Origin of the sequence: Boseongicola aestuarii (genome assembly GCF_900184815.1) — a bacterium.
GTDB classification, from domain to species: Bacteria; Pseudomonadota; Alphaproteobacteria; order Rhodobacterales; family Rhodobacteraceae; genus Boseongicola; species Boseongicola aestuarii.
The window spans coordinates 47,802-74,584 of record NZ_FXXQ01000004.1; the positions used below are offsets into that span (position 1 = coordinate 47,802).

21 protein-coding genes are annotated in these 26,783 nt (G+C 58.5%); 12 read left to right on the plus strand and 9 right to left on the minus strand.

The features are described from left to right. The first annotated feature begins 76 nt into the window (after positions 1-76). From BOA8489_RS07500 to BOA8489_RS07535, 8 genes are all read left to right on the plus strand, one after another. On the plus strand, positions 77-1,033 hold the full coding sequence (locus BOA8489_RS07500) for a cupin domain-containing protein (protein WP_093973404.1): 957 nt from the start codon (positions 77-79) through the stop codon (positions 1,031-1,033). Continuing rightward, complete coding sequence (locus tag BOA8489_RS07505) at positions 1,021-2,064, plus strand: dipeptidase (RefSeq protein WP_093973405.1); 1,044 nt, start codon at positions 1,021-1,023, stop codon at positions 2,062-2,064. The genes BOA8489_RS07500 and BOA8489_RS07505 overlap by 13 nt, the downstream gene beginning before the upstream one ends. 94 nt (positions 2,065-2,158) lie before the next feature. Further along, complete coding sequence (locus BOA8489_RS07510) at positions 2,159-3,280, plus strand: cobalamin-independent methionine synthase II family protein (protein WP_093973406.1); 1,122 nt, start codon at positions 2,159-2,161, stop codon at positions 3,278-3,280. Further along, positions 3,277-3,963 (plus strand): alpha/beta fold hydrolase, encoded by a 687-nt coding sequence (locus BOA8489_RS07515; RefSeq protein WP_093973407.1) that lies wholly within the window; start codon positions 3,277-3,279, stop codon positions 3,961-3,963. Before BOA8489_RS07510 ends, BOA8489_RS07515 begins: the two co-directional genes overlap by 4 nt. A 116-nt stretch (positions 3,964-4,079) precedes the next feature. Then, positions 4,080-6,485 carry a GcvT family protein gene (locus BOA8489_RS07520; RefSeq protein WP_093973408.1) on the plus strand — a complete coding sequence of 802 codons (2,406 nt, stop codon included), beginning with the start codon at positions 4,080-4,082 and terminating at the stop codon, positions 6,483-6,485. Further along, a complete protein-coding gene (locus BOA8489_RS07525; protein ID WP_442319936.1) occupies positions 6,482-7,786 on the plus strand; it encodes a trimethylamine methyltransferase family protein in 1,305 nt (434 codons plus the stop codon). Before BOA8489_RS07520 ends, BOA8489_RS07525 begins: the two co-directional genes overlap by 4 nt. Continuing rightward, positions 7,783-8,457: a TetR/AcrR family transcriptional regulator gene (locus tag BOA8489_RS07530; RefSeq protein WP_093973409.1), complete on the plus strand. Its 675-nt coding sequence runs from the start codon at positions 7,783-7,785 to the stop codon at positions 8,455-8,457. Before BOA8489_RS07525 ends, BOA8489_RS07530 begins: the two co-directional genes overlap by 4 nt. Continuing rightward, positions 8,454-9,761: an NAD(P)/FAD-dependent oxidoreductase gene (locus tag BOA8489_RS07535; protein ID WP_093973410.1), complete on the plus strand. Its 1,308-nt coding sequence runs from the start codon at positions 8,454-8,456 to the stop codon at positions 9,759-9,761. Before BOA8489_RS07530 ends, BOA8489_RS07535 begins: the two co-directional genes overlap by 4 nt. Here the strand turns inward: BOA8489_RS07535 and BOA8489_RS07540 are convergent. Both BOA8489_RS07540 and BOA8489_RS07545 read right to left on the minus strand, forming a co-directional pair. Continuing rightward, positions 9,758-11,380 carry an alpha-amylase family glycosyl hydrolase gene (locus tag BOA8489_RS07540; protein ID WP_245813725.1) on the minus strand — a complete coding sequence of 541 codons (1,623 nt, stop codon included), beginning with the start codon at positions 11,378-11,380 and terminating at the stop codon, positions 9,758-9,760. The two genes, BOA8489_RS07535 and BOA8489_RS07540, sit on opposite strands and share 4 nt — an antisense overlap. Before the next feature lie 105 nt (positions 11,381-11,485). Then, positions 11,486-13,147, minus strand: coding sequence for a thiamine pyrophosphate-binding protein (locus BOA8489_RS07545; RefSeq protein WP_093973411.1), 1,662 nt, complete (start codon positions 13,145-13,147; stop codon positions 11,486-11,488). Between the two features lie 115 nt (positions 13,148-13,262). Between BOA8489_RS07545 and BOA8489_RS07550 the strand changes: the two genes are divergently transcribed. Beyond that, positions 13,263-14,630, plus strand: coding sequence for an MATE family efflux transporter (locus BOA8489_RS07550; protein ID WP_093973412.1), 1,368 nt, complete (start codon positions 13,263-13,265; stop codon positions 14,628-14,630). Here BOA8489_RS07550 and ptsP read toward each other — a convergent pair. The 3 genes from ptsP to choW form a co-directional block, all read right to left on the minus strand. Next, a complete protein-coding gene (ptsP, locus tag BOA8489_RS07555; protein ID WP_093973413.1) occupies positions 14,627-16,888 on the minus strand; it encodes a phosphoenolpyruvate--protein phosphotransferase in 2,262 nt (753 codons plus the stop codon). The two genes, BOA8489_RS07550 and ptsP, sit on opposite strands and share 4 nt — an antisense overlap. 79 nt (positions 16,889-16,967) lie before the next feature. Next, positions 16,968-17,999: a choline ABC transporter ATP-binding protein gene (choV, locus tag BOA8489_RS07560; protein WP_093973414.1), complete on the minus strand. Its 1,032-nt coding sequence runs from the start codon at positions 17,997-17,999 to the stop codon at positions 16,968-16,970. Next, positions 17,996-18,829: a choline ABC transporter permease subunit gene (gene choW / locus BOA8489_RS07565; RefSeq protein ID WP_093973415.1), complete on the minus strand. Its 834-nt coding sequence runs from the start codon at positions 18,827-18,829 to the stop codon at positions 17,996-17,998. The genes choV and choW overlap by 4 nt, the downstream gene beginning before the upstream one ends. A gap of 73 nt (positions 18,830-18,902) precedes the next feature. On the opposite strand from choW, the gene BOA8489_RS07570 reads away from it, so the two are divergent. Continuing rightward, the gene (locus tag BOA8489_RS07570) at positions 18,903-19,541 is read left to right on the plus strand and encodes a glutathione S-transferase family protein (RefSeq protein ID WP_093973416.1); all 639 of its coding nucleotides are present in this window, start codon (positions 18,903-18,905) and stop codon (positions 19,539-19,541) included. Here BOA8489_RS07570 and choX read toward each other — a convergent pair. After that, complete coding sequence (gene choX / locus BOA8489_RS07575; RefSeq protein WP_093973581.1) at positions 19,538-20,452, minus strand: choline ABC transporter substrate-binding protein; 915 nt, start codon at positions 20,450-20,452, stop codon at positions 19,538-19,540. The genes BOA8489_RS07570 and choX overlap by 4 nt on opposite strands. An 82-nt stretch (positions 20,453-20,534) precedes the next feature. On the opposite strand from choX, the gene betI reads away from it, so the two are divergent. Both betI and betA read left to right on the plus strand, forming a co-directional pair. Beyond that, positions 20,535-21,110: a choline-binding transcriptional repressor BetI gene (gene betI, locus BOA8489_RS07580; RefSeq protein ID WP_093973582.1), complete on the plus strand. Its 576-nt coding sequence runs from the start codon at positions 20,535-20,537 to the stop codon at positions 21,108-21,110. A gap of 1 nt (position 21,111) precedes the next feature. Continuing rightward, positions 21,112-22,764, plus strand: coding sequence for a choline dehydrogenase (betA, locus tag BOA8489_RS07585; RefSeq protein WP_093973417.1), 1,653 nt, complete (start codon positions 21,112-21,114; stop codon positions 22,762-22,764). A 1-nt stretch (position 22,765) separates the two neighbouring features. Here betA and BOA8489_RS07590 read toward each other — a convergent pair whose 3' ends face one another. The 3 genes from BOA8489_RS07590 to BOA8489_RS07600 all read right to left on the minus strand — a co-directional run bounded on the left by BOA8489_RS07590 (position 22,766) and on the right by BOA8489_RS07600 (position 26,730). Further along, a complete protein-coding gene (locus BOA8489_RS07590; RefSeq protein WP_093973418.1) occupies positions 22,766-24,004 on the minus strand; it encodes an aspartate kinase in 1,239 nt (412 codons plus the stop codon). Between the two features lie 81 nt (positions 24,005-24,085). Beyond that, positions 24,086-24,541 carry a DUF1178 family protein gene (locus BOA8489_RS07595; RefSeq protein ID WP_093973419.1) on the minus strand — a complete coding sequence of 152 codons (456 nt, stop codon included), beginning with the start codon at positions 24,539-24,541 and terminating at the stop codon, positions 24,086-24,088. An 83-nt stretch (positions 24,542-24,624) separates the two neighbouring features. Then, positions 24,625-26,730 (minus strand): TRAP transporter permease, encoded by a 2,106-nt coding sequence (locus tag BOA8489_RS07600; RefSeq protein ID WP_093973420.1) that lies wholly within the window; start codon positions 26,728-26,730, stop codon positions 24,625-24,627. Positions 26,731-26,783: the final 53 nt, after the last annotated feature.

A 26,783-nucleotide genomic window follows, 5' to 3' on the forward strand; every position in this document is an offset into this window, starting at 1 on the left:
CAATCCACCCCCGGGATATTTTTGCCAAAAAGAAAGATGAAGGTCGCGTGATCGTAATGAAACAAGGAAGAAACGGATGACATCCACGGCTCAAATCGTCCGCTATGGCGAGCTAAAGCCCTGCAGAACGGCTTTTATCGACGCCCATACGCCCGGCTCGGATCAAAAGGAAAACTTTACGATCATCGGTGGGGGCGTTTCGGAAAGTCCTGACCAGTATGTCCACATAGCCGACCCCATCGGTTTCAACATAGGGGCGGCAGGGCAACCGCCAAAGTGCCGTAACTCGCTGCATTCGCATCGTACGGCCGAGGTGTTTTTCGTCGCCAAAGGCCGCTGGAGATTTTTCTGGGGCCGTTGGGGGGACGCGGGCGAGGTCGTGTTGCAGGAAGGTGATATCTTCAACATCCCGACAGGTATCTTTCGGGGGTTCGAGAATATCGGCACCGACTACGGGATGATCATGGCGGTCCTTGGAGGCGACGATGCAGGCGGCGGGGTCATCTGGGCGCCGCAAGTAATCACCGATGCGGCCGAACATGGTCTGGTTCTGTCGGAGAAAGGTAAGCTTTACGACACCAAGAAAGGCCAGAAATTGCCTGAAGGTGTGCGCCCGATGGCGCTCCTTACCCAGCAGGAGTTGGCCGCTTTTCCAGAACCGACGACGCTGGACGTCGTGCCGCATTATGTGGCCCGCTACTGGGACATGATGGCGCTTGCCGACAAGCAGCCGGCGCGTGTGATCGGTGAAAACGCGATGCTGCGCGACAAGCCCGGCTTCGAGATCGATTTCCTCACCCGCGGTTCAATTCCGGACGCGCCTTACAAGGTCGAAGTCAACGAAGTGGTGATGCCTGTGCGCGGACACTGGCACGCTGATGTTGATGGCGATGCGTATACCCTCGCGCCCGGAGACACCTGTCTGATAAAGCCGGGCGCCCATCTGCGACTTGCACCCTCAATGACCGGCGAAAGCAGCCTATATCGCATTCGTGCCACCAAAGATCCGGCAGGTCCCACATGGAAACCTTAGTCTTTGACGGGCATAACGATGCGCTCTCGCGTCTCTGGGGCGGCATGGTCGAACCTGTCACCGAGTTCGCCGGGACGAACGGCCACGTGAATGTTCCGAATTGCGCAAAGGGTGGCATGAAAGCCGGGTTCCTTGCCATTTACTCGCCGATGAATCGCGGCGTATTCGACTTTTCCAGCTTCGACCCGGCGATTTTCGACATGCCTATGCCGCCCATTATGGACGAAGCTGTTGCACTGACTTCGGCCATAGGGCAGGCCGCCATCGCCCGGGCGCTGCACGACGCCGGCCAGATCGAGATCGTCACCAATGCGCCCGGACTTGCGCAGGCCTTCATGGCCGACCCGATCGCCTGCGTTCTTCACCTCGAAGGCGCGGACTGCATCGGTCCTGATCTTTTGGCGCTCGACGCGCTTTACGCCCTCGGCCTCAGGTCGCTGGGGATCGTGTGGTCCCGTCCGACCATTTTTGGCGATGGTGTGCCCTTTGGCCTCGGCCGCGACGGCGACACCGGCGCTGGTCTTACCGAGGACGGCAAACGCCTTGTGACCCGCTGCAAAGAGTTGGGCATCGTGGTCGATACCTCTCACCTGACGATGAAAGGTTTTTGGGATGTGGCCGAGACCGACGTCCCGCTTGTGGCCACGCACTCCAACGCTTGCGCGGTTTTGAACACCACGCGCAACCTGACCGATGACCAGCTTGCCGCCATCGGTGAAACCGGCGGCATCGCTGGCCTGAACTTCGGGACCATCTTCCTGACCGCCGAGGCCTGGAAAACTGGCAAGGCGCCGCTGGACGCCTGTATCAAGCACCTCGCCCACATGGTCGAGATCGCGGGCGAGGATCATGTCGCCTTGGGGTCCGACTTCGACGGTGCGCCATTGCCGGAGGGCATCGAAACGGCCGCTGATTTGCCCAAACTGGTTCAGGCGATGACCGACGCCGGGTTCGGGCAAACCCTGATCGCCAAGATCACGCACGAGAACTGGCTTGCACACCTTGGAAGTCACTTTGACCGAAAATCGTAACGAAACCCTAAACATGAGAATGCGCGCACCGACGCAAAACCGAGGTTAAGCCGACGCGATACCGACATGTCAAAAACCGAACGGAGCCCCGCCCATGACCATCTTGTCCACCCACGTTGGAAGTCTCCCACGCAGTCAGGACGTCGTTGACCAAATCTTCGCCCGCGAGCGCAAAGAACCCTATGATACCAATACCTTCGACAAGATCATGACCGATCACGTCGACATACTGGTGCGCCGGCAGAAAGAGGCCGGGATCGACATTGTCAGCGACGGCGAGACTTCGAAAATCTCTTATGCCACCTACGTCAAGGATCGCTACACCGGCTTTGGCGGCGATAGCCCGCGAAACGCTCCCGCCGACCTGAAACTGTATCCAAGTTTCTTAAAACGCCTCGCAAATGACGGTGGCACCCCCAAGTACGCGCGGCCCATGTGTGTGGGCGAAGTGAAGTCCAAAGGGCAGGGCGAGCTGGAAAAAGACATTGCTAATCTCAAAACCGCAATGGCTCATCATGGCGTCGAACGCGGCTTTATGAACGCCGCTTCTCCGGGTGTTATCTCCCTGTTTTTGCAAAACGATTACTACAAGACCCGTGACGCCTATCTTGCCGCGCTCGCCGACGCGATGAAGGCGGAATACGAAACCATTGTCGCTTCGGGCCTTGATCTGCAACTTGATTGTCCCGACCTCGCGCTGTCTCGTCATATGTTGTTTACCGAATTGTCGGATGATGAGTTCGTTAAGGTCGCCGCCAGCCATGTCGAGGCGCTCAATCACGCGCTTTCGGATGTGCCGCAGGACAAGGTTCGTATCCACATCTGCTGGGGCAATTATGAGGGGCCCCATGTCTGCGACATCGACATGGCCAAAATGTTCGACACGCTGATGTCCGCCAAGGCGCGCTATACGCTCTTTGAAACCTCAAACCCGCGTCACGGTCACGAATGGACCGTTTTTCGCGACCGCAAAGCCGATATTCCAGACGACAAGATCCTCGTTCCGGGCGTTGTCGACACCACCACAAACTTTGTCGAGCACCCTGACCTTGTCCGGCAACGTGTTGAAAGATTTGTGGAAATTGTCGGTGCAGATCGCGTGATCGCGGGTTCGGACTGTGGCTTCGGCACCTTCGCGGGCTTTGGCGCGGTGGACCCGGAAATCGCCTGGGCCAAGCTCGAAACTCTCGCCAAAGGGGCTCACGCCGCGTCATGACCCCTCTTGTTCTGATCCCCGGATTCATGTGCGACGGACGCCTGTTCGACCCGCAGGTCCGTGGTCTGCACAAGAACCACGACATCACCATCGCCATTCCAACCGAGCGCACCCTCGGCGAGATGGCGCGGTGCGTTCTCGACGATAATCCCGGCACATTCGCGCTGGGCGGCTTGTCTATGGGCGGTATCATCGCGCTCGAAATTCTCCGACTGGCGCCTGACCGGATCACCCGCCTCGCGCTTATGGACACGACCCCTCTGGCCGATGCGACGCAAAACTATGATATCCGCACCCGACAGATTGCAGACGTCCACGCAGGCCATCTGGAATCTGTTATGCGGGATGAGTTGAAGCCCGCCTATCTCGTTGAAAGTCGGTCGAAACCTGCCATCCTCGATCTCTGCATGGCGATGGCGAAATCGCTCGGACCGGACGTGTTTGAAGCGCAGTCCCTGGCGCTCAGGGATCGCGCGGATCTGCAAGGTGCGCTCGCCCATGCTCCCGAGCACACGCTGATCCTGTATGGTGCGGAAGACCGGCTCTGTACGCCCGAGCGCCACCACCTGATGCATCGCCTTGCGCCGCACAGTCGGCTCGTCTCCATCGAAAAGGCGGGGCATCTGCCGACTTTGGAACGCCCGTTTCAGACCACCGCCGCCGTTCAAACCTGGCTCGCCTGACCTGAACGCACGGCCCGGAATGTCGTTTTAAGACAAGTATTGGACATAATTGTCTAGTCTTCGTCCCGAAACTCCCGCAGGCTTCTTTCAAAAGCGCCCAAAGGGAGGGATCACACATGAAATCGCAGTATCGTGTCGTCGTCATTGGTGGCGGAGTTGTCGGAAGTTCCGTCCTTTATCACCTCGCAAAATTCGGTTGGACCGACGTTGTCATGCTTGAAAGACGCCGCCTTGCTTCGGGTTCAAGCTGGCACGCTGCGGGCGGCATCCATGCCCTGAACGCAGACCCGAACATGGCAGCGCTTCAGGCATATACCATCGACCTTCTTTCCGAGATCGAGAAAGAATCGGGCCAGAACATTGGCCTCCATATGACCGGCGGCCTGACCCTTGCAGGCACGCCCGAACGCTGGGAATGGTTACAGGCCAACTATCGCGTCTTCCAGTCTATCGGCATCGACGATTGCGAATTGATGACCCCGAAGCAGGCACAGGAACGCTGCCCCATTATGTCGACTGACGGGGTTCTGGGCGCGATGTGGGCCGACCGCGAAGGCTACATCGACACTACCGGCACCGTGCAAGCCTATGCAACGGCAGCAAAAAAACGCGGCGCGGAATACTATGAGGAAACCAAGGTCGAAAGGCTCACCCAAACCGCCGACGGGTGGGAGGTCGTCACCGACAAAGGCACGATCACCTGCGAACACGTGGTTAACGCCGCCGGTCTCTGGGCAAAACAGGTCGGCCGGATGGCAGGCATCGAACTTCCGGTGTCGCCCCTGAAACACCATTACCTCATAACCGACACCGTCCCCGAAGTGGCCGCCGCCGATTTCGAGATGCCCATGACCGTCGACCTCGAAGGCTTCACTTACATGCGGCAGGACCAAAAAGGCATCCTCGTCGGCATCTACGAGATTGAACACGAACACTGGGCCATGGACGGCGCCCCTTGGGGCTACGGCGAGGAACTGTTTCAGGAACAACTCGACCGCATCGAAAACGAACTCACCCTCGGCTTTGAACGCTACCCCGCGATCCAAGACGTCGGCATCAAGAACTGGGTCAACGGCGCCTTCACCTTCTCCCCCGACGGCAACCCCCTGGTCGGGCCCGTCCCCGGCAAACGCGGCTACTGGTCCGCCTGCGCCGTCATGGCGGGCTTCCTGCAAGGCGGAGGCGTTGGCAAATCGCTGGCCGAATGGATGATCCACGGCGAACCCGAAGCCGACGTGTGGTCGATGGACGTCGCGCGATATGGGAAATTTGCAGAAAATCGTCAGTACATCAAAGAAACGACAGGCCAGTTCTACTCCCGCCGCTTTGTCATGTCCTATCCGAACGAGCAACTCCCAGCAGGGCGCCCCCTCAAAATGGCCCCCGCGCATGACGCCATGACCCAAGCCGGGTGCCGCTGGGGTGTGTCATGGGACCTTGAAACCCCTCTCTATTTCGCGCCCGCAACGGACTTCGAAGAAAACCTCACTCTCAAACGTTCCAACGCCCACGACATAGTCGGGGCCGAGTGCCGAAACGCCCGCGAGAACGTTGGCATGGTCGATATCACGGGTTTTTCCCGCTACGAAATCTCCGGCCCAAATGCTGAAAAATGGCTGAACAAACTTCTCGCCACCAAGCTCCCGACACCGGGTCGCGCCCGTCTCGCCGTCATGCTGTCACCGGAGGGACGCCTGAAAGGGGACCTCACCCTGCTCAATTGGGGCGACGGCACGTGGTGGCTCATGGGCTCATACTATTTGCGAAGCTGGCACATGCGCTGGTTCAATGACCATCTCGAAGACGGAGTCGAAATTCGCGACCTCGGTGAAGAACTTTGCGGCTTCGGACTCACCGGTCCAAACAGTCGCAAAGTTCTGCAAAAACTCGTGAATGATGAGATTACCCTCCCTTTTATGGGCTGCACCAAAGCCGATGTCGGCTTGGTCTCGGCCCGCATAGCCCGCATGTCCGTCGCCGGGGAACTGGGTTTTGAGATAAACTGCCGCATGGGGGACCACGTCAAACTCCGCCGCATCCTGTTGGAAGCAGGAGCAGAATTCGGTATGCAGGAATATGGATTCAACGCCATGCTTTCCCTGCGGCTTGAAAAATCCTTTGGCATCTGGTCCGCCGAATTCACTCAGGACCGTACCCCCGGCATGACCGGCATGGACCGCTGGATCGCCTGGGATAAGGGTGACTTCATCGGTCGTGAAGCAGCGTTGGCCGAACGCGATGGCGGCTGGCCCGCAAAATGCCTGGTGACACTCGAAATTGATGCTTACGACGCCGACGCCAGCGGGTACGAACCCGTCTGGTCCGGCGACGAATTGGTCGGCTTCGTTACCTCCGGCGGCTATGGCCACACAGTGAACAAGTCAATCGCCATGGCCTTGGTGAATGTCGACCAGACCGCCGAGGGAACGCCCCTCAAAGTCCATGTTGTCGGCAAGGAGCGCGCCGCCAAAGTCATCGCTTCGTCGCCCTACGACCCAACTGGCCAAGCAATGCGCGGATGAGCGATCCCACACCATGTGAGCGACCAAAAAGCCGGGGCCGGGGGGCTCGGCCAGCGGTCACGCGCGAGGTCAACTGTCGCAACCTGAAGTACCCATTCCCGCCAATGAACGCCTTCAGCGATGACCGGATCCCCGCAATGCACGAAGCCGCATTGTACGTGCTTGAAATCACCGGTGTGCGAGTCCGCTTGCCTGATGACCGCGATCACTTCACTCGCGGCGGTGCGATCCTCAAAGACGACACCATGATCTACATCGGTCGCGATAGGGTCGAAGCGGCGCTTGCCAGCGCGCCGAAACCGTTCCGCGCCCATGGTGCCGTCCCGGCACGAGATGTCATCCTCGAACCCGGCTCTATGGTCTTCCAGCCCGGCGCAGGCGCACCTCGCACCACAGACCTGACCCGCGGTCGCCGTCCCGGCACCGCCAGCGATTTTCGGAACCTCACGCGACTGACCCAGCGCGTCGACGTCCTGCAAATTCTCCTGCCGCCGATTGAACCGCAAGACGTGCCAACAAACGCCCGTCACTACATGACGATGGAAGTGCAGCTCACACTCTGTGACAAACTTCCTCTCATTTTCTCATGCGGCACCCCGCAAGTGGATCAATCCTTTGAAATCCTGTCTGACTTTCGCATCCTTCTGACGCAACTGGTCCGTCCGGGCGCGCAGGTGCCCTATGGCACCTTCACGTCGAGCGTCGATATGAAGTCCGGCGCGCCTGCTTTTGGCACACCAGAGCATTTCAGTACCTCCCCGGCGGCCGGACAAATGGCGCGGCTTTTCGAGCTGCCGTGGCGCTCAGCAGCCGGATATGCGGCCGACACATCCGACGTGCAGGCGGCGGGCGAGACCCCGTTCGGCCCTTGGGACTGTCTCATGGCCGGGGCGACGGTCACGATCCATGCCGCAGTCAGGCTCGAAGAAGGTCTAACAGTCAGTTATGAAAAACAGATTACCGATATCGAGATCTTGCAGATGGTTGCTGATCATCGTGCAGAAACACCTGCCACCGACGCCCTTACAGAAATTGCCCCAGCGGCCACTTCTTCGCCGCCCAGCAAACCAAATCGGGCAATCAGACCGAGTTTTGCCAATACCTCGCCGCCAATTGGTCGGTCTTTGGCTCGAGGACCAAAAATGGCAGTATCGACGTCACAACCCGCGCCACCGCCATCTGGCTTCACATCCAGAACGAGGAATAAGGCCCCCAAGTCAACGCCAATCGCAAAGTCGCCTTCGATGACCACATTGCCAACAACGCCGCCAAAGGCGGCGCGGAACGGGAGAGCCAGATGACCCAACCCATCCCCCTCCACCGTGATGACCCGTCCAAGGCACCCCTCGTTGGCAACATCAAAGTCACGCGTCAGGATTGGCTGAATGTCGCAAAGGATATCCTCATTTCCGACGGCATCGAGCAGGTAAAGATCCTGCCCATGAGTGACCGCCTCGGCGTGTCGCGCTCATCCTTCTACTGGTATTTCAAATCCCGCCAGGACCTGCTCGATGCGCTCCTCGATCACTGGCAACAAACCAACACCGCCGCTCTCGTTGCCAAGGCCGGCACCCCTGCGCAATCCGTCACTCAGGCCGTCACTTTCGTCTTTCACTGCGTTGTAAATCCTCAGATTTTTTCGATCCCCTTTGATTTCGCCGTTCGCGATTGGGCGCGCCGGTCTGCCACAGTCCGCGCCGTGCTTCACGCGTCCGAAGACGCCCGCATTGCCGCCATCCAAGCCATGTTCCAGCGCCACGGCTACCCTGAAATCGAAGCCCTCACCCGTGCGCGCATCCTTTACTACATGCAAAACGGCTATAACGACGCCGACCTGCAGGAACCCCTTGAACACCGCATGAAAATGGTGCCGCATTACCTCTACGGCTTCACCGGCCGCCACGCGCCACAACACGAAATCGACGACTTCCGCGCCTATTGTCAGGCCATTCAGACCGGAGACACCCCATGAGCAAACCCATCGACGCAATCATCATCGGCACCGGCGTGATTGGCACCGCGACCGCCTTCGAGATGGCGAAAGCCGGCTACAAGACGCTCTCGCTCGACCGCAACACCCAAATCGGCCACGGCTCGACCGCCGGGTCCTGCGCGATCATCCGGATGCACTATTCCACATTCGACGGGACTGCCTTCGCGTGGGAGGGCTATCATTACTGGCGTGACTGGGCCGACTATCTCGGCCTGCCTGTTGGCGAAGAACTGGCCCAGTTCAAGGAATGCGGCTGCCTCGTGATGAAGACCGCTGGCAACGACTACCTCGTCAAACACATGGAAAACTCCGCCGCGCTCGACTGTCCGTTCGAGGAATGGGGACCCGACCAGATCACCGACCGCCTGCCGGTCTACGAACTGCAAAGCTACACCCCCCCCAAACGTCAGGACCAACCGGGCTTTGGCGAACCAAACGGCGACCACATCCGAGGTGGCGTCTACTGGCCGCGCGCCGGATATGTTACCGACCCGGCCCTTTCATCACAAAACCTCGCAGCAGCTGCTCGCCTGCACGGCGCAGACTTCCGCATGGGCGTCGAAGTGGTTGAAATTCTGCAGGAAAATGGCCGCGTCCAAGGCGTGAAACTCGCCGACGGCGGGGAAATCCACGCGCCAATCGTCATCAACGTCGCAGGTCCCGGCAGCGCCATCATCAACGAAATGGCCGGCGTCACGGACGAAATGACGATCAAGACCCGCCCCTTGCGACAGGAAGTTGTCCACGTTCCATCACCTGAAGGTTTCAACTTCGAGGAAAACGGCACCATCGTATCAGACAGTGATATCGCGCTTTATTGTCGGCCAGAGCAGGGCAACAACATCCTCGTCGGCTCGGAAGACCCCGAATGTGATCCCCATCACTGGACCGAGAATGACACCGATTATGACCGCGACTTCACGGACCAGTGGACGACTCAGGCATTGCGCTATGGTCAGCGCGTGCCAAGCCTTGGCATCCCGTCCAAAATGCGCGGCGTTGTCGATCTCTATGATGCCTCGACCGACTGGATCCCGATCTACGACAAGACGAGTGTGGCCGGCTACTACATGGCCTGTGGAACCAGCGGGAACCAATACAAGAACGCCCCCATCGCCGCCAAGATGATGGCCGCGCTGGTGACCTACTGCGAGGCCGGAAACGATCACGACTCCGACCCGCTGACCTTCACGCTGCCCTACACCGGCAAGGACATTAACGTCGGCTTTTACTCTCGCAAACGCCCGATCAACGAGGAATCGAGCTTCTCCGTCCTTGGCTAAGGCACCGAGACAACTGCCAGATCATCTGTGTGGCCCTCAAGGTAGACAAACCCGTTTCCTTGCAGGGTCACGCGGCCATTGTTCAGGTCACCACTTGTCGACAAACCGACCGTCGCGTCCCCGGTCACCTCAACCTCGCGCGCTTCGGGCGACAGATTGAACACACAGGTTAACGCCTGATCGTCCAACACCCGCCGAAACGCCAGTACCGGTTCGCCCACGTCCAGAAACGCCGTCCGCCCGCGCCGCAATACGTCCGATCTCCGCCGATAGGCCAGAATCCGGCGGTAGTGCTCCAAGACCGAGCCCTCGCCCTGACCCGATACAGCACGCGCCCATTGCGGTGCCTTCACTGGCAACCAAGGCGTCGCCTCCGTAAAGCCTCCGTGCTCGGCCTGTGTGTCCCAGACCATTGGCGTGCGGCACCCATCTCGCCCCTTCACCTCCGGCCAGAACCGCAATCCCGGTGGATCGGTCAGCTCATGGTATTCCATCTCTGTCTGCTCAAGACCCAGCTCTTCGCCCTGATAAATGCCAATCGTTCCTTCAAACGCCGCCAGAATGCCGATCGCCAGCTTCGCCAGGCTGTCCGTATCCACCCCATGCGCTGCCCAACGCGTGACGTGCCGTTCCACATCGTGGTTCGAAAACGACCACTTCGGCCAACCATCCGGTGCTGCCTCAAAAAACGCCTCCTGCGTCGTGCGGAAATGCTCCGCCGAAAACTTCGGCCCCAAAAGATCGAATGAATACGCCATCTGCAAACGATCCGACCCGCGCGTGTATTCCGCCATCACCTGCATCGAGCGCTGCGATTCGCCCACTTCCCCGACCATAGCCCGATCACCATACTGATCCGTTAACGCCCGCAATCGCTGCAAAAACGCAATGTTTTCAGGCCTGGTCTTGTCGTAAACGTGCTCCTGCATCTCATATGTATCATCGCCCAAGGCGTTGCTTCCGGCGGGGCGAGGGGGGTTATTTCGCAACTCAATATCGTGGAAATAATAGTTCACCGTATCAAGGCGAAACCCGTCCACACCGCGTTCCAGCCAGAACCGTTTTGTCTCGATCAGATAGTCCTGAACGTCCGCGTTATGCATGTTGAAGTCTGGCTGATCAGACAGGAAATTGTGCATGTAGTACTGCCCGCGCCGCGGCTCATACGTCCATGCGGGTCCGCCAAAATGCGACAGCCAGTTCGTCGGCGCGGTTCCGTCCGGCGAAGGATCCGCCCAGACGTACCAATCCGCCTTCTCATTGTCGCGCGAAGCCCGGCTGATCTCGAAGAACGGATGCTTGATGGACGAATGTGAAATCACCTGATCCAGGATCACCTTCAGCCCCAGTTCATGCGCCCGCGCGATCAACGCGTCGAAATCCTCCAGCGTGCCGAACAGCGGATCAATGTCTGTATAGTTTGAAACGTCGTATCCCATATCCGCCATCGGAGAGGTAAAGATCGGGCTAAGCCAGATCGCATCCGCGCCCAGTTCGGCCACATGGTTCAGCCGTCGGGTGATGCCCTTCAAGTCCCCAACCCCGTCGCCGTTGTCGTCCTGAAAGGACCGCGGATAAATCTGATAGACCACCGCGCCGCGCCACCATTCCTGAGCCAAACTGCTCTCCTTCTTTCGTAAACGAGTCGTAAGTCCCCCGAACGGGCGCACCGACGCAATACCGACGTTACACCGACGTCATACCGACGTGCCAGATTACACGTTTTAGGGCGTTAGCCGCGCAGTCGTCGTTAACGCTTCTGAAGACACTCTTAAGTCGAGGATCGCAGGCGTCCCCGAGGCTCTTGCGGCAGCGAAAGCCGCCTCGAAATCCTCGGTCTTTTCCACTGTCGCGCCAAAGGCGCCATAGCTCCGGGCCAGTGCTGCGAAGTCGGGGTTCACCATCGTTGTTCCCGACACTCGCCCCGGATAGGTTCTCTCCTGATGCATGCGAATTGTGCCGTATATCCCATTGTTATGAATAAGGATAATGACATTCGCCTGGTACTGGCACGCGGTCCCGAACTCCTGCGAGATCATCTGAAAGCAACCGTCCCCCGCAAAGCAAACAACGTCGCGATCCGGGTGCCTCAACTTCGCCGCAACTGCGGCCGGAAGCCCATATCCCATTGACCCGGACGTCGGCGCCAACTGTGTCCGCCAACCGCGGAACATATAGTACCTGTGCACCCAACCGGCATAATTTCCAGCGCCATTGGTGATAATCGCACGCTCGTCCAGAATTTCGTTAAGAGACCGCACGACGGTTTCCATCTGAACCGGTCCGGGTGTCGTAACTGGCTGTTTCCATTTGGAAAAAGCGTTGCGCATGGAGTCCACATCCGCCGCGCGTTCCGTGTTCGAAAATACATGAGCTTCGGTGCGTAACTGTTTGATCATAATAGAAGGACGCGCTGCGACACCATGTGTTGGCCAATACACACGCCCAAGTTCATTCGGGTCACTATGGACGTGTGTCAGCCTTTGCGACGGCATCGGCGCATCTATCAGCGAGTAACCTCCTGTCGTAATCTCACCTAATCGCGCGCCGAAAACAAACAGATGGTCCGCTTCCCGAATGCGCGCCGACAGTGCTGGATTTATCGCAATTCCGACATCGCCAGCGTAATTCGGATGCCTGTTGTCGATGTAATCCTGGCATCTGAATGATGTTCCGACAGGCACTTGCATGGCCTCGGCAAATTCGCCCAAAGACTGACGTGCTTCACCGTCCCAGCCACCGCCGCCGACCATCAGAAATGGTTGAGAAGCCGCGCGCATATCTTTGATAATACGTTCTATATCTGATGCCGAAGCCCCTTGTCCGGCAGATTCGGCACGCGGCAGAGCGACCGCCTCGCAGGGTGCCGACAGCACGTCCTCGGGCAAGGCCAGAACCACTGGGCCGGGACGTCCCGACATCGCGGTGTGAAAGGCGCGGCTCACGTATTCGGGGATCCGGTCGGTTCGGTCAATTTCCGCCACCCACTTGGCCAAAGGCCCGAACATGGCGCGATAATCGACCTCCTGAAAGGCCTCGCGGTCCCTCTGATCGCTCGCGACCTGGCCAACAAACAGCACCATCGGTGTTGAATCCTGGAATGCGATATGCACTCCCGCCGCAGCATTCGTCGCCCCCGGACCTCTTGTCACAAAGGCTACGCCGGGCCGTCCGGTCAGTTTTCCATCGGCTTCGGCCATCATCGCCGAGCCGCCTTCCTGCCGATTTACGATCACGTCGATATCGCTGTCGTAAAGCCCGTCCAGAGCCGCCAAAAAGCTCTCTCCTGGCACGCAGAAGACCCGTTCGACGCCTTGCTGGACCAAGGCCTCTACAAGCGCGGTGCCGCCGTGCCGCGCTCTCGGTATGGAAATTTTGTCCGTCATTTACCTACCGTTTACCTGTTTGTGTCACTATGCCCGGAAGGCCCACAAAAACCAGTCGATTATCTGCGAAAAATTAGATTTGCTGGAAAGGCGGCCAGCGCGTATAGCCGCAGGCATGTCGGAAACATCGAAACCAGACGCACCAAACCCAACGTTTGGTGGACAGGCACGTGCTTTATGGACGCTTGGATTGCCCTTGGTCGGCAGTCAGCTTGCGCAGATTGCGATTCAGACCACCGATGTTCTGATGCTTGGGTGGTATGATGTCGTCGCCCTTGCGGCGATTTCGCTGGTCAGCCCGATCTATTTCACGATTTTCATCGTCGGGGCAGGCTTTGCGATTGGTGTCATGCCAATGGTCGCCAGTGCGGCAGGCACGGAAGACGACCGTCAGGTGCGGCGCGTCACGCGGATGGGCCTTTGGTTGTCCATTGCATATGGCCTTGCGGTCATTCCGCTTTGTCTTTTCTTCGAGCCATTTCTTCTGGCGATCGGACAGGACGAAGACATCAGTATTCTGGGCGGTCAGTATATGGCCTACGCAGGCGTCGGCATCCTGCCAGCCCTCATTGTCATGGTCATGCGCAGCTATCTGTCCGCGCTTGAACTGACCCGCATCGTACTGATTGCCACGCTTGCGACCTTCGTCCTGAACATCTTCGTCAACTATGCCCTGATCTTCGGCAACTGGGGCGCACCCGAACTCGGTGTCATAGGAGCGGCCATAGCCTCGGTAATCGGTCACCTGTTCGGCTTGTGCATCCTCGTGGTCTATGCCCTTAAAAAGACGCCACAATACACGCTTTTCAAAAACTTCCGGCGCCCCGATTGGGAGGCCATGTCCCGTGTCTTTCACCTTGGCTGGCCGATCGGGATAACGCTTTTGTCCGAGGTCGGTCTCTTCGCCATCACCTCGATCATGATGGGTTGGATCGGGACCATCGCGCTTGCCGCCCACGGGATCGCACTTCAGATTGCGTCGATCACCTTCATGATCCACCTCGGCCTCAGTCAGGCCGTCACGGTGCGGGCAGGGCGCGCCTGGGGACGCTCTGATGCGGTAACACTGCGCCTTGCGTGCCAGGCGGCACTGGTGATGTCGGCCATTGCCGTCGGCGTCACCATGGCCGTTTTCCTGCTTCTGCCCGAAACCTTGATCGGCGCCTTCATTGACCCCAGCGACCCAGACCGCCTAGAAATCCTTGCTGTAGGGACGGTCTTGTTGGCATTGGCCGCGCTTTTCCAAGCCGTCGACGCGGGGCAGGTCATGGCGCTTGGGATGCTACGCGGCGTGCAGGACACGCGCGTTCCTATGATCATGGCCGCCTTCAGCTATTGGGTTGTTGGCGTCCCGTGTAGCTATGTCCTTGGATTCACTCTGGGTCTGGATGGGGTCGGCATCTGGCTCGGTCTCTCTGTCGGCCTGGCGGTTGCCGGCGTGTTGCTTCAGATGCGTTTCTGGACGCGTCACGCGCGCATCTAGGCGCGGTCCACCTTGGTGCGAAGCCATTCCATCACGTCGCCGCGCACCGATTGCACCCCGGACTCCCGAGAGGCGTCGATCATCTTTTTTGCCTCGGTCAGGTCGACCCGTCGCAACAGATGCTTGACCGGCCCGATGGATGCCGGGCGCATGGACAATGCGCGCAGACCCATCGCCGCAAAGCACAAGGCTTCGATCGGCCGGCCCGCGTCTTCGCCGCAGAAACTGACCGGCGTGCTTGTTTCGGCGCAGCGTTCGACGATTTTTTCGATGAAAGTCAGATAGCTGACGTTCAGCGTATCATAGCGTCGACGCACCCGTTCGTTCTCGCGATCCGCGGCAAAGAAGAACTGTTTCAGATCATTCCCGCCGATTGAAATAAAATCAGCCATTTCAAAGAATTGCCGCGGCGCGAACGCAAGGCTTGGTGTCTCCAACATGGCCCCGACCCGCACCGTCTCCGGCAACACATGCCCCAGTTTCTTTTCGCGCTCCAATTCGCTGAAGACATGCTCGCGCGCCTGTTTGAACTCGTCGAACTGCGCGACAAACGGGAACATCACTGTCAACGGACGTCCTTTGGTCGCCCGGATCAGGGCCTGCAACTGCATCCGCATGACGCCCGGTTTATCAAGGCCCACCCGGATCGCGCGCCACCCAAGTGCTGGGTTCGGTTCGTCCTCGCGCTTCATGTAGGGAAGCACCTTGTCCGAACCGATATCAAGCGTGCGAAACACCACGGGCTTCCCCTTGGCCGCATCCAGAACGCGCGTATAAATCGCCGCCAATTCTCCGCGCCGTGGCACTTTCGAACGGATGAGAAACTGCAATTCCGTGCGGAAAAGCCCGACCCCTTCGGCGCCCGAATTTTCCAGCGACGGCAGATCGGCAATCAATCCGGCGTTCATATGAAGCGCGACAACCGCACCGCATTTTGTCTGCGCTGGCAGGGACTTGAGCCCCGAGTACCGTTCCTGTGCCTTGGCCTGCATCGCAATCTTGTCGCGGAAGGCCGCCACCACCGTGTCGTCGGGCCTTAGATGCACAAGCCCCTGATCACCGTCCACCATGACGTGATCGCCGTTCAGCGCCTCGGTCGCGACCTTGGCCGCATGGATGATCAACGGAATGGCCCATGCCCGCGCTACGATCGCGGCATGACTGCCAACCGAGCCTTGCTCCAGCACGATGCCCTGCAACCGTTCGCGACCATAATCCAAAAGTTCGGCCGGCCCGATATTGCGCGCCACCAGAATAGCCTTGTCCGGTAAGGCGGCGCCAGTGTCCCTGCCTTGCCCTGTGAGGATACGCAAAAGCCGGTTTGACAGATCGTCAAGATCGTGCAGACGCTCGCGCAGATAGGCGTCAGGCACCTGACTCATGCGGGTGCGCGCGGCGGATTGTTCTTTTTCTACAGCAGCTTCGGCAGAAAGCCCGGCGGCGATGTCTTCCTCCATCCGCCGCAGCCAGCTGCGGGAATTGGCGAACATCCGGTAGGCTTCCATAACTTCGCGCTGGTCCTTATCCGCAGTTTCGTTGCTGACCGAACTCAGCATATCGTCCACAGACATGCGCAATTTGTCGACGGCTTCACGCAGCCGTTTGGTTTCGATCTCGGGGTCGTCGGCGATCGGATTGGCAATGACGACCCGTGGCTCATGAAGCCAGACATAACCCTCTGCGACGCCTTCCTGGCCCACGCTTCCGCGGAACATCACAGGCAGGGTGTGGCGTGCCCGAAGCGCTTCGCCTTCCCCGACAAAAGCGCCAAGCTCGGTCATTTCGGCCAGAACCATGGCAACTACTTCCAGCGCATAGACTTCGTCTTCGAAGAAGACGCGCGCCTCCTTGGACTGGACGACCAGTACTCCCAGTCGCTCGCCAAGGCGCTGAATTGGTACGCCACAGAAGGACGAATAGACCTCCTCGCCGGTCTCGGGCATGTACCGGAAGCCCTTTGTCGCAGGCGCATCGGCGGTATTGATGACCTTGCCGGTGCGCGCGACGCGCCCGACCAGACCTTCGCCAAGCCGCATGCGCGTCTGGTGTACGGCGTCTGGCTTCAGGCCCTCGGTGGCACAAAGCTCAAGCGTTTCTTCGTCGCGAAACAAATAGATCGAACACACCTCGGTCTGCATCGAAGAGGCAATAAGCTGCGTGATCCGGTCAAGGCGCGCCTGACCGGCACTGCTTTCAGCCAGCGCTTCGCGCAGCCTGCCAAGAAGCTTACGGCTTTCGCTTTCGATTGGGTCAGCCATCGGTCCCGCTTGTCACCAAGGCGCGACTTCTGCCGCGCAATGGCTCAACTACACCATACCTGCACCAAAAGAGAAACGCTTAATGGCCCGGGTTTTCGCCAAGAATGCGCTTCAAAACCGAGCTGCGCGACACTTGGCCAATCGGCGCGCGATCATCGACCACTACAACCGGCGCGCCGCCCTCGAGAACCGACTTGATCACATCCGATATTTCGCCGTCCGCATCTATCATGCCCTCGGCCGAGCTGGTGATCGGTTCCATGACATCGCGGGCGCAAAGCACGCCGAGAGGGTTCATGTGAGCTACGAAGTCCGCCACGTATTCATTTGAAGGATTTGAATAAATATCGCGCGGGGTGCCCCATTGAACAATGCGCCCGCCTTCCATTATTGCGATCCGACCTCCCAGTTTGAAGGCCTCATCCAGATCGTGACTGACGAAAATGATCGTCCGATTCAGACGCTCCTGAAGCTCAAGAAGCTCATCCTGAAGGCGCGTCCGGATAAGCGGATCAAGCGCGGAAAATGGTTCGTCCATCAACAGAATCGGCGCGTCCGTCACGAAGGCGCGTGCAAGGCCGACGCGTTGCTGCATGCCGCCGGAAAGGTCGCCGACCTTGCGGTCTGCCCAATCGGACAGCCCGACCAGTTCCAGTTGCTGATCCACCTTTTCGCGCCGGGCTTTCGGGCTCATCCCGCCAAGTTCAAGTCCAAGCCCGACATTGTCACGCACCGTGCGCCAGGGAAGGAGGCCAAACTGTTGAAACACCATGGCGATCTTGTTCAAACGCATATGCCGCAAGGTCGCGGCATCGGCGTTGGTGACATCGACTTGCGAGTCGCCGTCTGCCACAATCACGCGTCCGCGGCATACCGGGTTCAGACCGTTCACCGCGCGAAGCAGCGTCGACTTCCCCGACCCGGACAGCCCCATCAACACCAGGATCTCGCCCGGCTCGACCTGAAGCGAACAATCGTGGACACCAAGCACTTGCGACGTGCGGGTCTGGATTTCCGCGCGTTCCAGACCCTGGTCCATGAGTGGCAGCGCCTGTTCAGGTTCGCCTCCGAACACTATGGAAACATTGTCGAATGTGACGGCAGCGCTCATGATTTTTCCACCCGTAGCATACGGTCCAGCACAATCGCGACGACCACGATGATGAACCCACTTTCGAACCCCAGCGATGTGTTCACCTGATTGAGCGCCCGCACGACAGGCACGCCAAGTCCATCGGCCCCAACAAGGGCCGCGATCACGACCATCGACAGCGACAGCATGATCGTCTGGTTCAGGCCAGCCATGATCTGCGGAAAGGCATAGGGTAATTCGACCTTCCAAAGCGTCTGACGCGGGGTGGCCCCAAATGCCTGAGCCGCTTCCAGCAAGGGCGCTGGCGTGGTCGACACCCCTAGGTGTGTCAAGCGGATCGGAGCGGGCAGGACGAAGATCACAGTCGCGATAAGCCCCGGCACCATGCCAATCCCGAAGAACACAATGGCGGGGATCAGATAGACGAACGTCGGCAAGGTTTGCATCAGGTCAAGAACGGGACGCGCCCAGGCATAAAGATTGGGGCGATGCGCCATTGCGATGCCAATGGGCACGCCGACTCCCATGCAAACGACGCAGGCCGACAGAACAAGCGTCAGGCTTTCGGTGGTTTCCTCCCAATACCCCTGATTGAGGATGAAAAGGAATCCGAGGAAAGTCAGAAGGGCAGGTTTCCAGCTCCTTTGGAGAGCATAGGTTATGCCGACAAAAAGCAGGATGATGACAATTGGGTTCGGCGTTTGCAGCACCCACAGGATGGCATCGATCATCGCCTCCAGCAGGTCTGACAACGCATCGAAAAAGACCGCACCGTTGATTTGCAGCCAGTCGAAGACCGACGCTGCCGCATTTCCGACCGGTATCTTGTTTTCCGTAAGCCATTCCATTGGACAAGGTCCCCCTTGTCGCTACTTTGGCGCGGACGACGGCAATTGAAAAGCAGAGATAAGGCTGGACCGCATGATCGATCTTTACACGTGGACAACCCCGAACGGGCGTAAGCTCTCTATTCTGCTCGAGGAACTTGGGATCGATTATGAGGCTCACGGGGTCGACCTCGCCAAAGGCGAACAAAAGACGCCCGCGTTCCTGGCAATCTCGCCGAACGGCAAGATCCCCGCCATACGTGATCGGGCAACGGGTCAGGCGGTCATGGAGTCCGGTGCGATCATGCTCTGGCTGGCCGAAAGGGAGGGGCGCTTTCTTGGCGCGCCCGGCGACAAGGCGTCGGTTCTGGAGTGGCTTATGTGGCAAATGTCCATGCAGGGTCCCGCGTTGGGCCGCATCCACCAGTTCGCGAAATACGGCAATCCTCTGGGTGAGCCCGCCGAGACCATGGCCCGTGCTCAGGGGGCCCAAGTTTATCAGGACCTCAACGCCCGTCTAGCCGGGCGCGACTATGTCGCCGGTGCGGGGCAGGGTGTTTACACGATTGCCGATATGGCGATCTGGCCGTGGGTCTCGCGCTTTGAATGGCACGAGATCAATCTTGAGGACTATCCTCATGTCCTGAAATGGTACCGCCGGCTCGCAGAGCGGCCGGCGGTCCAGCGCGGGTACCACGTCCCGCACTTTGTCAACGAAGTGCCTATGCCTTAAAGGCCAAGTGCGCCTTTCACAGCCATCATGCCGTCGCTTCCGTCTTTCGCGGTAACGCCGTCCAGCCATCCTGAAAGCACGTCCGTATTGGCCGTAAGCCACGCAGTGGCGGCATCATCAGGATCTTCGCCGCCGTCCAGAATTGCGCCCATGATCTCGTTCTCCATAGCCAGCGAGAACTCAAGGTTTTGCAGCAGCTTTCCGACATTCGGGCAGGCATCGACAAAGCCGGCCGTAGTGTTGGTGAAGACGCTTCCTTCCGAGCCGAACCACTCTTCTCCGCCAGTCAGATAAGTCATTTCGATGTTGGCGTTCATCGGATGCGGTTCCCAGCCGAGGAAAATCACAGGTTCGCCGCGGGAATCGAGTCGTTTCGCTTGGGCCAGCATGCCTTGCTCCGAACTTTCGACGAGCTGCATTGCGCTAAGGCCGTAGGTGTCGGCTTCGATCAGATCGAGGATCAGTCGATTGCCGTCATTCCCCGCCTCGATACCGAAAATCTTGCCGTCCAGAGCATCGGCATGGGTGGCGATGTCGGCGAAATCTCTGATCCCAAGCGCGGCGCCTGCCGCATTTGTGGCCAATGTATATTTCGTGCCATCCAGGTTCGAACGAACGGTATCCACGGTCCCGGCCTCGCGGTAGGGAGCGATATCAGCTTCCATTGTCGGCATCCAGTTGCCCAGGAAGACGTCGATATCCCCTTGCGCAAGCGATGTATAAGTCACCGGAACCGAGAGAATCTTGATGTCCGTTTCATAGCCGAGGGCTTCAAGAACAATCGTGGTCGCTGCCGTCGTTGCGGTGATGTCCGTCCAGCCGACGTCTGAGAATGTGACGGTGTCACAGTCAGCCAGCGCTGGCGATGCAGCCAGAATGGCCAAGGCGGATAGAGTGGATTTCAAATGCATGTGCATTCCCCCTGTTTTGTTGATTGACGAGTCAATTAAAAACCAGATACCCCGTTATCGGAATTCCAACATAGAGAAAACCATGCCCAAGCTCGGAATGGAACCGATAAGACGCGCAGCCTTGATTGACGCGACGATCGCTGAGATCGGCGCGACAGGTTCACTGGACGTTACCGTGGGGCAGATTGCGCGGCGTGCGGGTGTTTCGTCGGGACTGGCGCACCATTACTTCGGGGGCAAAGAGGACATTCTTCTGGCTGCGATGCGCCATGTCATGCGCGAATACGCGCGCGAGGTGCTGAATGGACTTCAGCGTGCCAACACGTCACTGGCGCGGGTCGAGGCTATCGTGAAGGGCAGCTTTGCGATCTCGAATTTCCGCGAAGATACAATCGCGGCATGGCTGAATTTCTATGTGCTGGCGTTGTCTTCCGCGCCTGCGCGGCGCTTGCATCGCATATATGCAGCGCGGTTGCGCTCGAATCTCAGTCATGCGCTTCGCCCTTTGGTGGAAAGCCGCGCGCCTGATCTTGCCGCCCGCACCGCCGCACTTATCGACGGGCTTTATCTCCATCAGGGATTGGCGGAAGCGCCGCCGGACGGCGAAGCAGCAACGCGTCACGTGATGCAGTTTGTCGAACGCGAGATCGGAGGCTGATATGCAGGCAGATTATGTGATCGTCGGGGCAGGTTCGGCAGGATGCGCGATGGCGTATCGCCTTTCCGAGGCCGGACATTCGGTTCTGGTCATAGAATATGGCGGCACTGACATAGGTCCGTTCATCCAGATGCCGGCGGCGCTGAGTTATCCGATGAATATGTCGCGGTATGACTGGGGTTTCATGAGTGCGCCGGAACCGCATCTGGGCAACCGTAGGCTGGTCGTTCCGCGCGGCAAGGTGATTGGCGGGTCGTCGTCGATCAACGGAATGGTCTATGTGCGTGGCCATGCAAGCGACTTCGACACATGGGCGCAGATGGGCGCCACGGGCTGGAGCTATGCCGATGTGCTTCCATATTATCTGAGGCTGGAGAATTGGCACTCGAAGTCTGGTGGGGACCCGACATGGCGCGGCAACGATGGTCCGCTTCATGTGTCGCGGGGGCCGCGCAAAAATCCACTTTATCATGCGTTCGTCGAAGCCGGACGGCAGGCCGGCTACCAGACGACGGACGACTACAACGGCGAGCAACAAGAAGGCTTTGGACCTTTCGAGCAAACGGTTTGGAAGGGGCGGCGATGGTCCGCCGCGAATGCCTATCTTCGTCCTGCGCTGAAGCGCGAGAACTGCAATCTGATCCACGGCCTCGTGCAACGTGTTGTTATCAAAGACGGACGTGCCGTGGGCGTCGCGGTTGAGCGCGGCGGCAAGGTCGAAATGATCCGCGCCAACAAGGAGGTCATACTTGCGGCCTCCTCAATTAATTCGCCCAAACTGCTGATGCTTTCGGGCATCGGTCCCGCCGAACATCTGGCCGAGCATGGCATTGACGTCGTCGCGGACCGCTCAGGGGTCGGGCAAAACCTGCAAGATCATCTGGAAGTCTATTTTCAGATGGCCGCCAGCCAGCCCATAACGCTGTTCCGCTATTGGACGCTTTTCTGGAAAGGCGTGCTTGGCGCGCAGTGGCTCTTGAGCAAGACCGGTCTCGGGGCATCAAATAACTTTGAAAGTTGCGGTTTCATCCGCAGCCGCGCAGGCGTGGAATATCCGGATATCCAGTTCCATTTCCTGCCGATGGCCGTGCGGTATGATGGCAAGGCCGCCGCCGAAGGGCATGGGTTTCAGGCCCATGTCGGCCCGATGCGCAGCCCGTCGCGAGGGGTTGTGACACTTGCTTCATCAGACCCAAAGACAGCCCCGAACATTCAGTTCAACTACATGTCCACCGAGCAGGACTGGGTCGATTTCAGGCGCGCGGTGCGTCTGACGCGCGAGATATTCCAGCAGGAGGCTTTCAAGCCTTTCGTAAAGCACGAAATTCTTCCCGGAGACGCGGCAATCAGTGACGATGATATTGACACATTCATTCGCGAGCACGCCGAGAGCGCCTATCACCCGTGCGGAACATGCCGGATGGGCAACGCTGCCGATCCGGGCGCGGTCGTTGATCCAGAGTGCCGGGTCATTGGAGTCGAGGGCCTCCGCGTCGCAGACAGTTCAATCTTCCCGCAGATCACCAACGGCAACCTTAATGCGCCGTCAATCATGGTTGGCGAAAAGGCCGCCGACCACATTTTGGGAAAGATGCTGCCGCAAGACACCCGTGCGCCTTGGATCCACCCGGACTGGCAGACAGAACAGCGCTAATTCAGGCCGCTTTGTCCAGACCGAAGGTGTCGTGCAACGCTTGCACGGCTAGTTCCATGTACTTGCGATCAATCAAGACCGAGATCTTGATCTCGGACGTTGTGATGACCTTGATGTTGATCCCTTCGTCGCGCAAAGCCTTGAACATCTGGCTCGCGACGCCCGCGTGACTGCGCATCCCAATGCCAACGACCGAGACTTTTGCGACGTCGGAGTCAATCACCAGTTCGGAGAATTTAACCTCGCCCGAAGCTTTTGCCTCGGCCATGGCCTTTTCGGCGCGCCCGATCTGGTTGACCGGCAGCGAGAATGTCATATCCGTCCGCCCATCTTCCGAGATGTTCTGGACGATCATGTCCACATTCACCGACGCTTCGGCGAGAGGACCAAAAATCGCTGCGGCGATGCCGGGACGGTCGGCAACGCTCAGAAGTGTCATTTTGGCTTCGTCGCGACTGAAGGCGACCCCAGCGACCACATTGCTTTCCATAATGTCCTCCTCCGAGCACACCAAGGTGCCCGCGTTCTCGTCATTGTCTTCGAAACTTGAAAGCACGCGCAAGCGCACCTTGTATCGCATGGCCAGCTCGACCGACCGGGTCTGCAAAACTTTTGCACCCAGAGATGCCAGCTCCAGCATCTCTTCAAAGGCGATCTTGTCGAGCTTGCGGGCCTTGGAGGTGATCCGGGGATCAGTCGTGTAAATACCATCGACGTCGGTGTAGATATCGCAGCGTTCGGCGCCGAATGCAGCAGCAAAAGCGACAGCCGTGGTATCCGAGCCGCCTCGGCCCAGCGTGGTGATCCGTCCTTCCGGGCTGATGCCCTGGAAACCGGCGACGACGGCGACCTTCATGCCTTGTGCAAACTTGGTATTGATATTGTCAGTAGGGATTTCTTCGATCCGCGCAGACGCATGGGCCGAATTCGTCTTCAGTGGAACTTGCCAACCGGCCCATGACCGCGCCGGCACATCCATTTCCTGAAGCGTCAAGGCCATTAGCCCCGCTGTGACCTGTTCACCGGAACTGACGACCGCATCGTATTCTCGGGCGTCAAACAGCGGTGATGTTTCTTCCACCCATCCGACAAGCTCGTTGGTCTTCCCCGACATGGCCGACACGATGACGATCACATCATAGCCGTTTGCCACTTCTCGTCCGACGCGCTTTGCCGCACGGCGAATGCGATCGAGCGTCGCTACGGAAGTCCCGCCGAATTTCATCACAAGTGTTGGCATCAGGTCGCCGTTATCCTTTGTCTACGAGCCGCCTGTTAAGGGATAGTCCGGCACAGGACAAGAGCACGAAAGCGCGACCGATCAGTTCGTTTTTGCCTTGGGGATAAAAGGCAGCGGCACTGCGGGCACACCATCCTCGGCAAGTCGTTTGGCGTCCTCCGGTGCGACTTCGCCGTAAATCGAGCGTGAGGGTTTGTCGCCGAGGTGCATCGCTGTGGCTTCTTTCGCAAAATTCGAGCCAACATAATCCGAGTTCTGTTCTACGTGTTTGCGAAGTTTTGCCATCGCCTCGGCCATTTTCGGATCAGGCGCAGACATGACTGGTTGTGCGTCGTGCGAACCTGCTTCAACGGGAGTCGCTGCTTTTTTTCGCGACGTCGTGACGCCCGGGGACATGAGTGTTTTTTCGACCTTTTGCGAACCGCAACCCGGACATTCAACCATCCCTGCCGAGGCGAGGCTTTGGTAGGCTTCTGCCGACTGAAACCAGCTCTCGAACTGGTGTGCGTTTTCACATTTCAGATTGTAGCGGATCATTGGAAAATCCAGTCTTCAAAGGCATTCATCTGATGTAGGTCAGGAAGCGGCAATATTCAATTCACCCTTTGGGCCGGACACCTTCACGCTACTGCCACTTTCCGTGATGCATGTCCGATCCGAAGGCTGAGAACAAAGAGCGCGACAACACCGACTACACCAGCAATGTTCACCAACATGATACCTGGCCACAGACACGCAACACCCGCCGCGGCCGAAATCGCGCGCATCGGCCAGTTAAGACGCCTTTCAAGGCAACCCTGCAATGCGCCCGCCAGCCCGTAAATGCCAAAAACCGCAAATCCAAAGATGACCAAAGCAACGCCCCAGTTCCCTGACAGGAAGGGTGTATAGGCCATAAGCAACGGCACAATATAAAGGCCTTTTGCGAGCTTCCAGCTTTCGACGCCGGTCCGCATTGCCGGTGCCTTTGCAATTGCGGCAGCAGTGAAAGATGCCAGTGCAACAGGGGGGGTCACGTTGCTGTCCTGGCTCAACCAAAAAATGATCATATGCGCAGACAGAATGGCCGCGACAGCCGCTTCTGGAGGAACCGTCAGATCGCGCAACGGGGCGGCGACCTCCAGAGGAAGCGCGCGGATTATCTCGGTCGCCTGCTCAATCGGTATGGGTCCAGAGAGCAGACTCATCGTTTCCGGAGCGCCAAGCATGAGCACAGCTTTTGCAGCGTCGTTCAACGCACCCGAAGCCAAGGCCTCAATCACGACTTGGTCCGAGATCATGCCGGCAATGGCAGGTGCCGACAGCGTTGCGACGACGATATAGGCAGCTGTCACCGGCAGACCCATTCCCAAGACAAGACTGGCAATTGCGATAAGCGTCAGGGCGATCAACAGATTACCCCCCGCCCAACCCGCAATCATTAGACTGAAGGTGTTACCGATACCCGCCGTCGAAATCACGTTCACAACCAAGCCAACCGAACACAGCAGAACAGCGGTCATGATCATCCCCTTCGTGCCCATGACCAAGGCTTCCATCACCGCGCGCGGGCCCATTGGATTCTGGGTCAGCCAGCTCGATGCAATAACGGCCAGTATACCGAAAACGGCTGCATAAGCGGGGGTAAAGCCCATGATCAGCATTGTGATCAGTCCCGCGATCGGGATCACGAAACTTGCGCCCCCTTTACGGAAGGCCGAAGCGAAGGTCTGGCCATCGTTTTCCATCGGGGGCAGCTCAAGACGTTTTGCTTCAATGCGCACGAAGAACGCAACCGACAGAAAATAGAGAAGGGCAGGCAAGACCGCGACGGCCACGATCTTTTCGTAGGAAATCTGAGTGAAGCTCGCCATCACGAAAGCACCAGCCCCCATGATCGGCGGCATCAATTGACCTCCCGTTGACGCAGCTGCCTCAACGCCGCCTGCAAAAGCGGGCCGAAACCCGGCGCGCTTCATCAAGGGAATGGTGATGACGCCTGTTGATGCGGTGTTCGCCACAGCCGATCCGGAAATCGTTCCCGTCAGTCCGCTTGCAATCACGGCAACAATGCCCGGACCCCCGGCCATACGACCGGCCACGGCCTGCGCGATATTAATCACGAAATCACCCGCACCTGAACGCAAGAGAAAAGCCCCGAAGATGATGAAAAGAAAGACAAAAGTCGATGAGATGCGGGCAATTGTTCCGAACATGGCGTCATCGCCAAAAAGCGATCGAAACGCGATGGTCTCCCAGGAAAGACCCGGGAAGCTGAAGACACCACCGATATACTGGCCCCAAAATCCGATATAGGTCAGCGAAGTCACGATGAGGATCGGAATGACCCATCCCGTCAGGCGGCGGGTCAGTTCCAAACCTCCCAAAATACAAATCCCGATCGCGATCCAATCCAGAGCGATCAGATCCACTCCGCGGTCGTAAATCGGATTCTCCGCATATGGAATATAGATCGCAGCAGCCGCCACCGCGGCGCCAAAAGACACATCAAAAACCAGCAGACCACGACTTCGGGTGTTGCCGCGAAACATCGGGTTGTAGACGGCCGCCAGAAAGGCAAATCCGGCAAAATGGTAAGCGTTGCGTTGAAATTCAGAGATAAAAGGGTCGAAGGCCACATATATATGGCCGACTGCTATGAACAAACACAAGCCATGAAGAGCCCAAACCACCCAGCCGTCGAATTCGCGCAAACTAGGTGGTTCTACTTCGACATCGTCGCCCATCGATTTCCCCCTTCTTTTTGGTAGCAGTATCCTAGGGGGTCCGGGGGACAAAG

What these genes read in the sequence shown, in the direction of transcription:
- BOA8489_RS07500 (WP_093973404.1), top strand. Translation starts at nt 77, where the DNA reads ATGACATCCACGGCTCAAATCGTCCGCTATGGCGAGCTAAAGCCCTGC.
- BOA8489_RS07505 (WP_093973405.1), top strand. Translation starts at nt 1,021, where the DNA reads ATGGAAACCTTAGTCTTTGACGGGCATAACGATGCGCTCTCGCGTCTC.
- BOA8489_RS07510 (WP_093973406.1), top strand. Translation starts at nt 2,159, where the DNA reads ATGACCATCTTGTCCACCCACGTTGGAAGTCTCCCACGCAGTCAGGAC.
- BOA8489_RS07515 (WP_093973407.1), top strand. Translation starts at nt 3,277, where the DNA reads ATGACCCCTCTTGTTCTGATCCCCGGATTCATGTGCGACGGACGCCTG.
- BOA8489_RS07520 (WP_093973408.1), top strand. Translation starts at nt 4,080, where the DNA reads ATGAAATCGCAGTATCGTGTCGTCGTCATTGGTGGCGGAGTTGTCGGA.
- BOA8489_RS07525 (WP_442319936.1), top strand. Translation starts at nt 6,482, where the DNA reads ATGAGCGATCCCACACCATGTGAGCGACCAAAAAGCCGGGGCCGGGGG.
- BOA8489_RS07530 (WP_093973409.1), top strand. Translation starts at nt 7,783, where the DNA reads ATGACCCAACCCATCCCCCTCCACCGTGATGACCCGTCCAAGGCACCC.
- BOA8489_RS07535 (WP_093973410.1), top strand. Translation starts at nt 8,454, where the DNA reads ATGAGCAAACCCATCGACGCAATCATCATCGGCACCGGCGTGATTGGC.
- BOA8489_RS07545 (WP_093973411.1), bottom strand. Translation starts at nt 13,147, where the DNA reads ATGACGGACAAAATTTCCATACCGAGAGCGCGGCACGGCGGCACCGCG.
- BOA8489_RS07550 (WP_093973412.1), top strand. Translation starts at nt 13,263, where the DNA reads ATGTCGGAAACATCGAAACCAGACGCACCAAACCCAACGTTTGGTGGA.
- ptsP (WP_093973413.1), bottom strand. Translation starts at nt 16,888, where the DNA reads ATGGCTGACCCAATCGAAAGCGAAAGCCGTAAGCTTCTTGGCAGGCTG.
- choV (WP_093973414.1), bottom strand. Translation starts at nt 17,999, where the DNA reads ATGAGCGCTGCCGTCACATTCGACAATGTTTCCATAGTGTTCGGAGGC.
- choW (WP_093973415.1), bottom strand. Translation starts at nt 18,829, where the DNA reads ATGGAATGGCTTACGGAAAACAAGATACCGGTCGGAAATGCGGCAGCG.
- BOA8489_RS07570 (WP_093973416.1), top strand. Translation starts at nt 18,903, where the DNA reads ATGATCGATCTTTACACGTGGACAACCCCGAACGGGCGTAAGCTCTCT.
- choX (WP_093973581.1), bottom strand. Translation starts at nt 20,452, where the DNA reads ATGCATTTGAAATCCACTCTATCCGCCTTGGCCATTCTGGCTGCATCG.
- betI (WP_093973582.1), top strand. Translation starts at nt 20,535, where the DNA reads ATGCCCAAGCTCGGAATGGAACCGATAAGACGCGCAGCCTTGATTGAC.
- betA (WP_093973417.1), top strand. Translation starts at nt 21,112, where the DNA reads ATGCAGGCAGATTATGTGATCGTCGGGGCAGGTTCGGCAGGATGCGCG.
- BOA8489_RS07590 (WP_093973418.1), bottom strand. Translation starts at nt 24,004, where the DNA reads ATGCCAACACTTGTGATGAAATTCGGCGGGACTTCCGTAGCGACGCTC.
- BOA8489_RS07595 (WP_093973419.1), bottom strand. Translation starts at nt 24,541, where the DNA reads ATGATCCGCTACAATCTGAAATGTGAAAACGCACACCAGTTCGAGAGC.
- BOA8489_RS07600 (WP_093973420.1), bottom strand. Translation starts at nt 26,730, where the DNA reads ATGGGCGACGATGTCGAAGTAGAACCACCTAGTTTGCGCGAATTCGAC.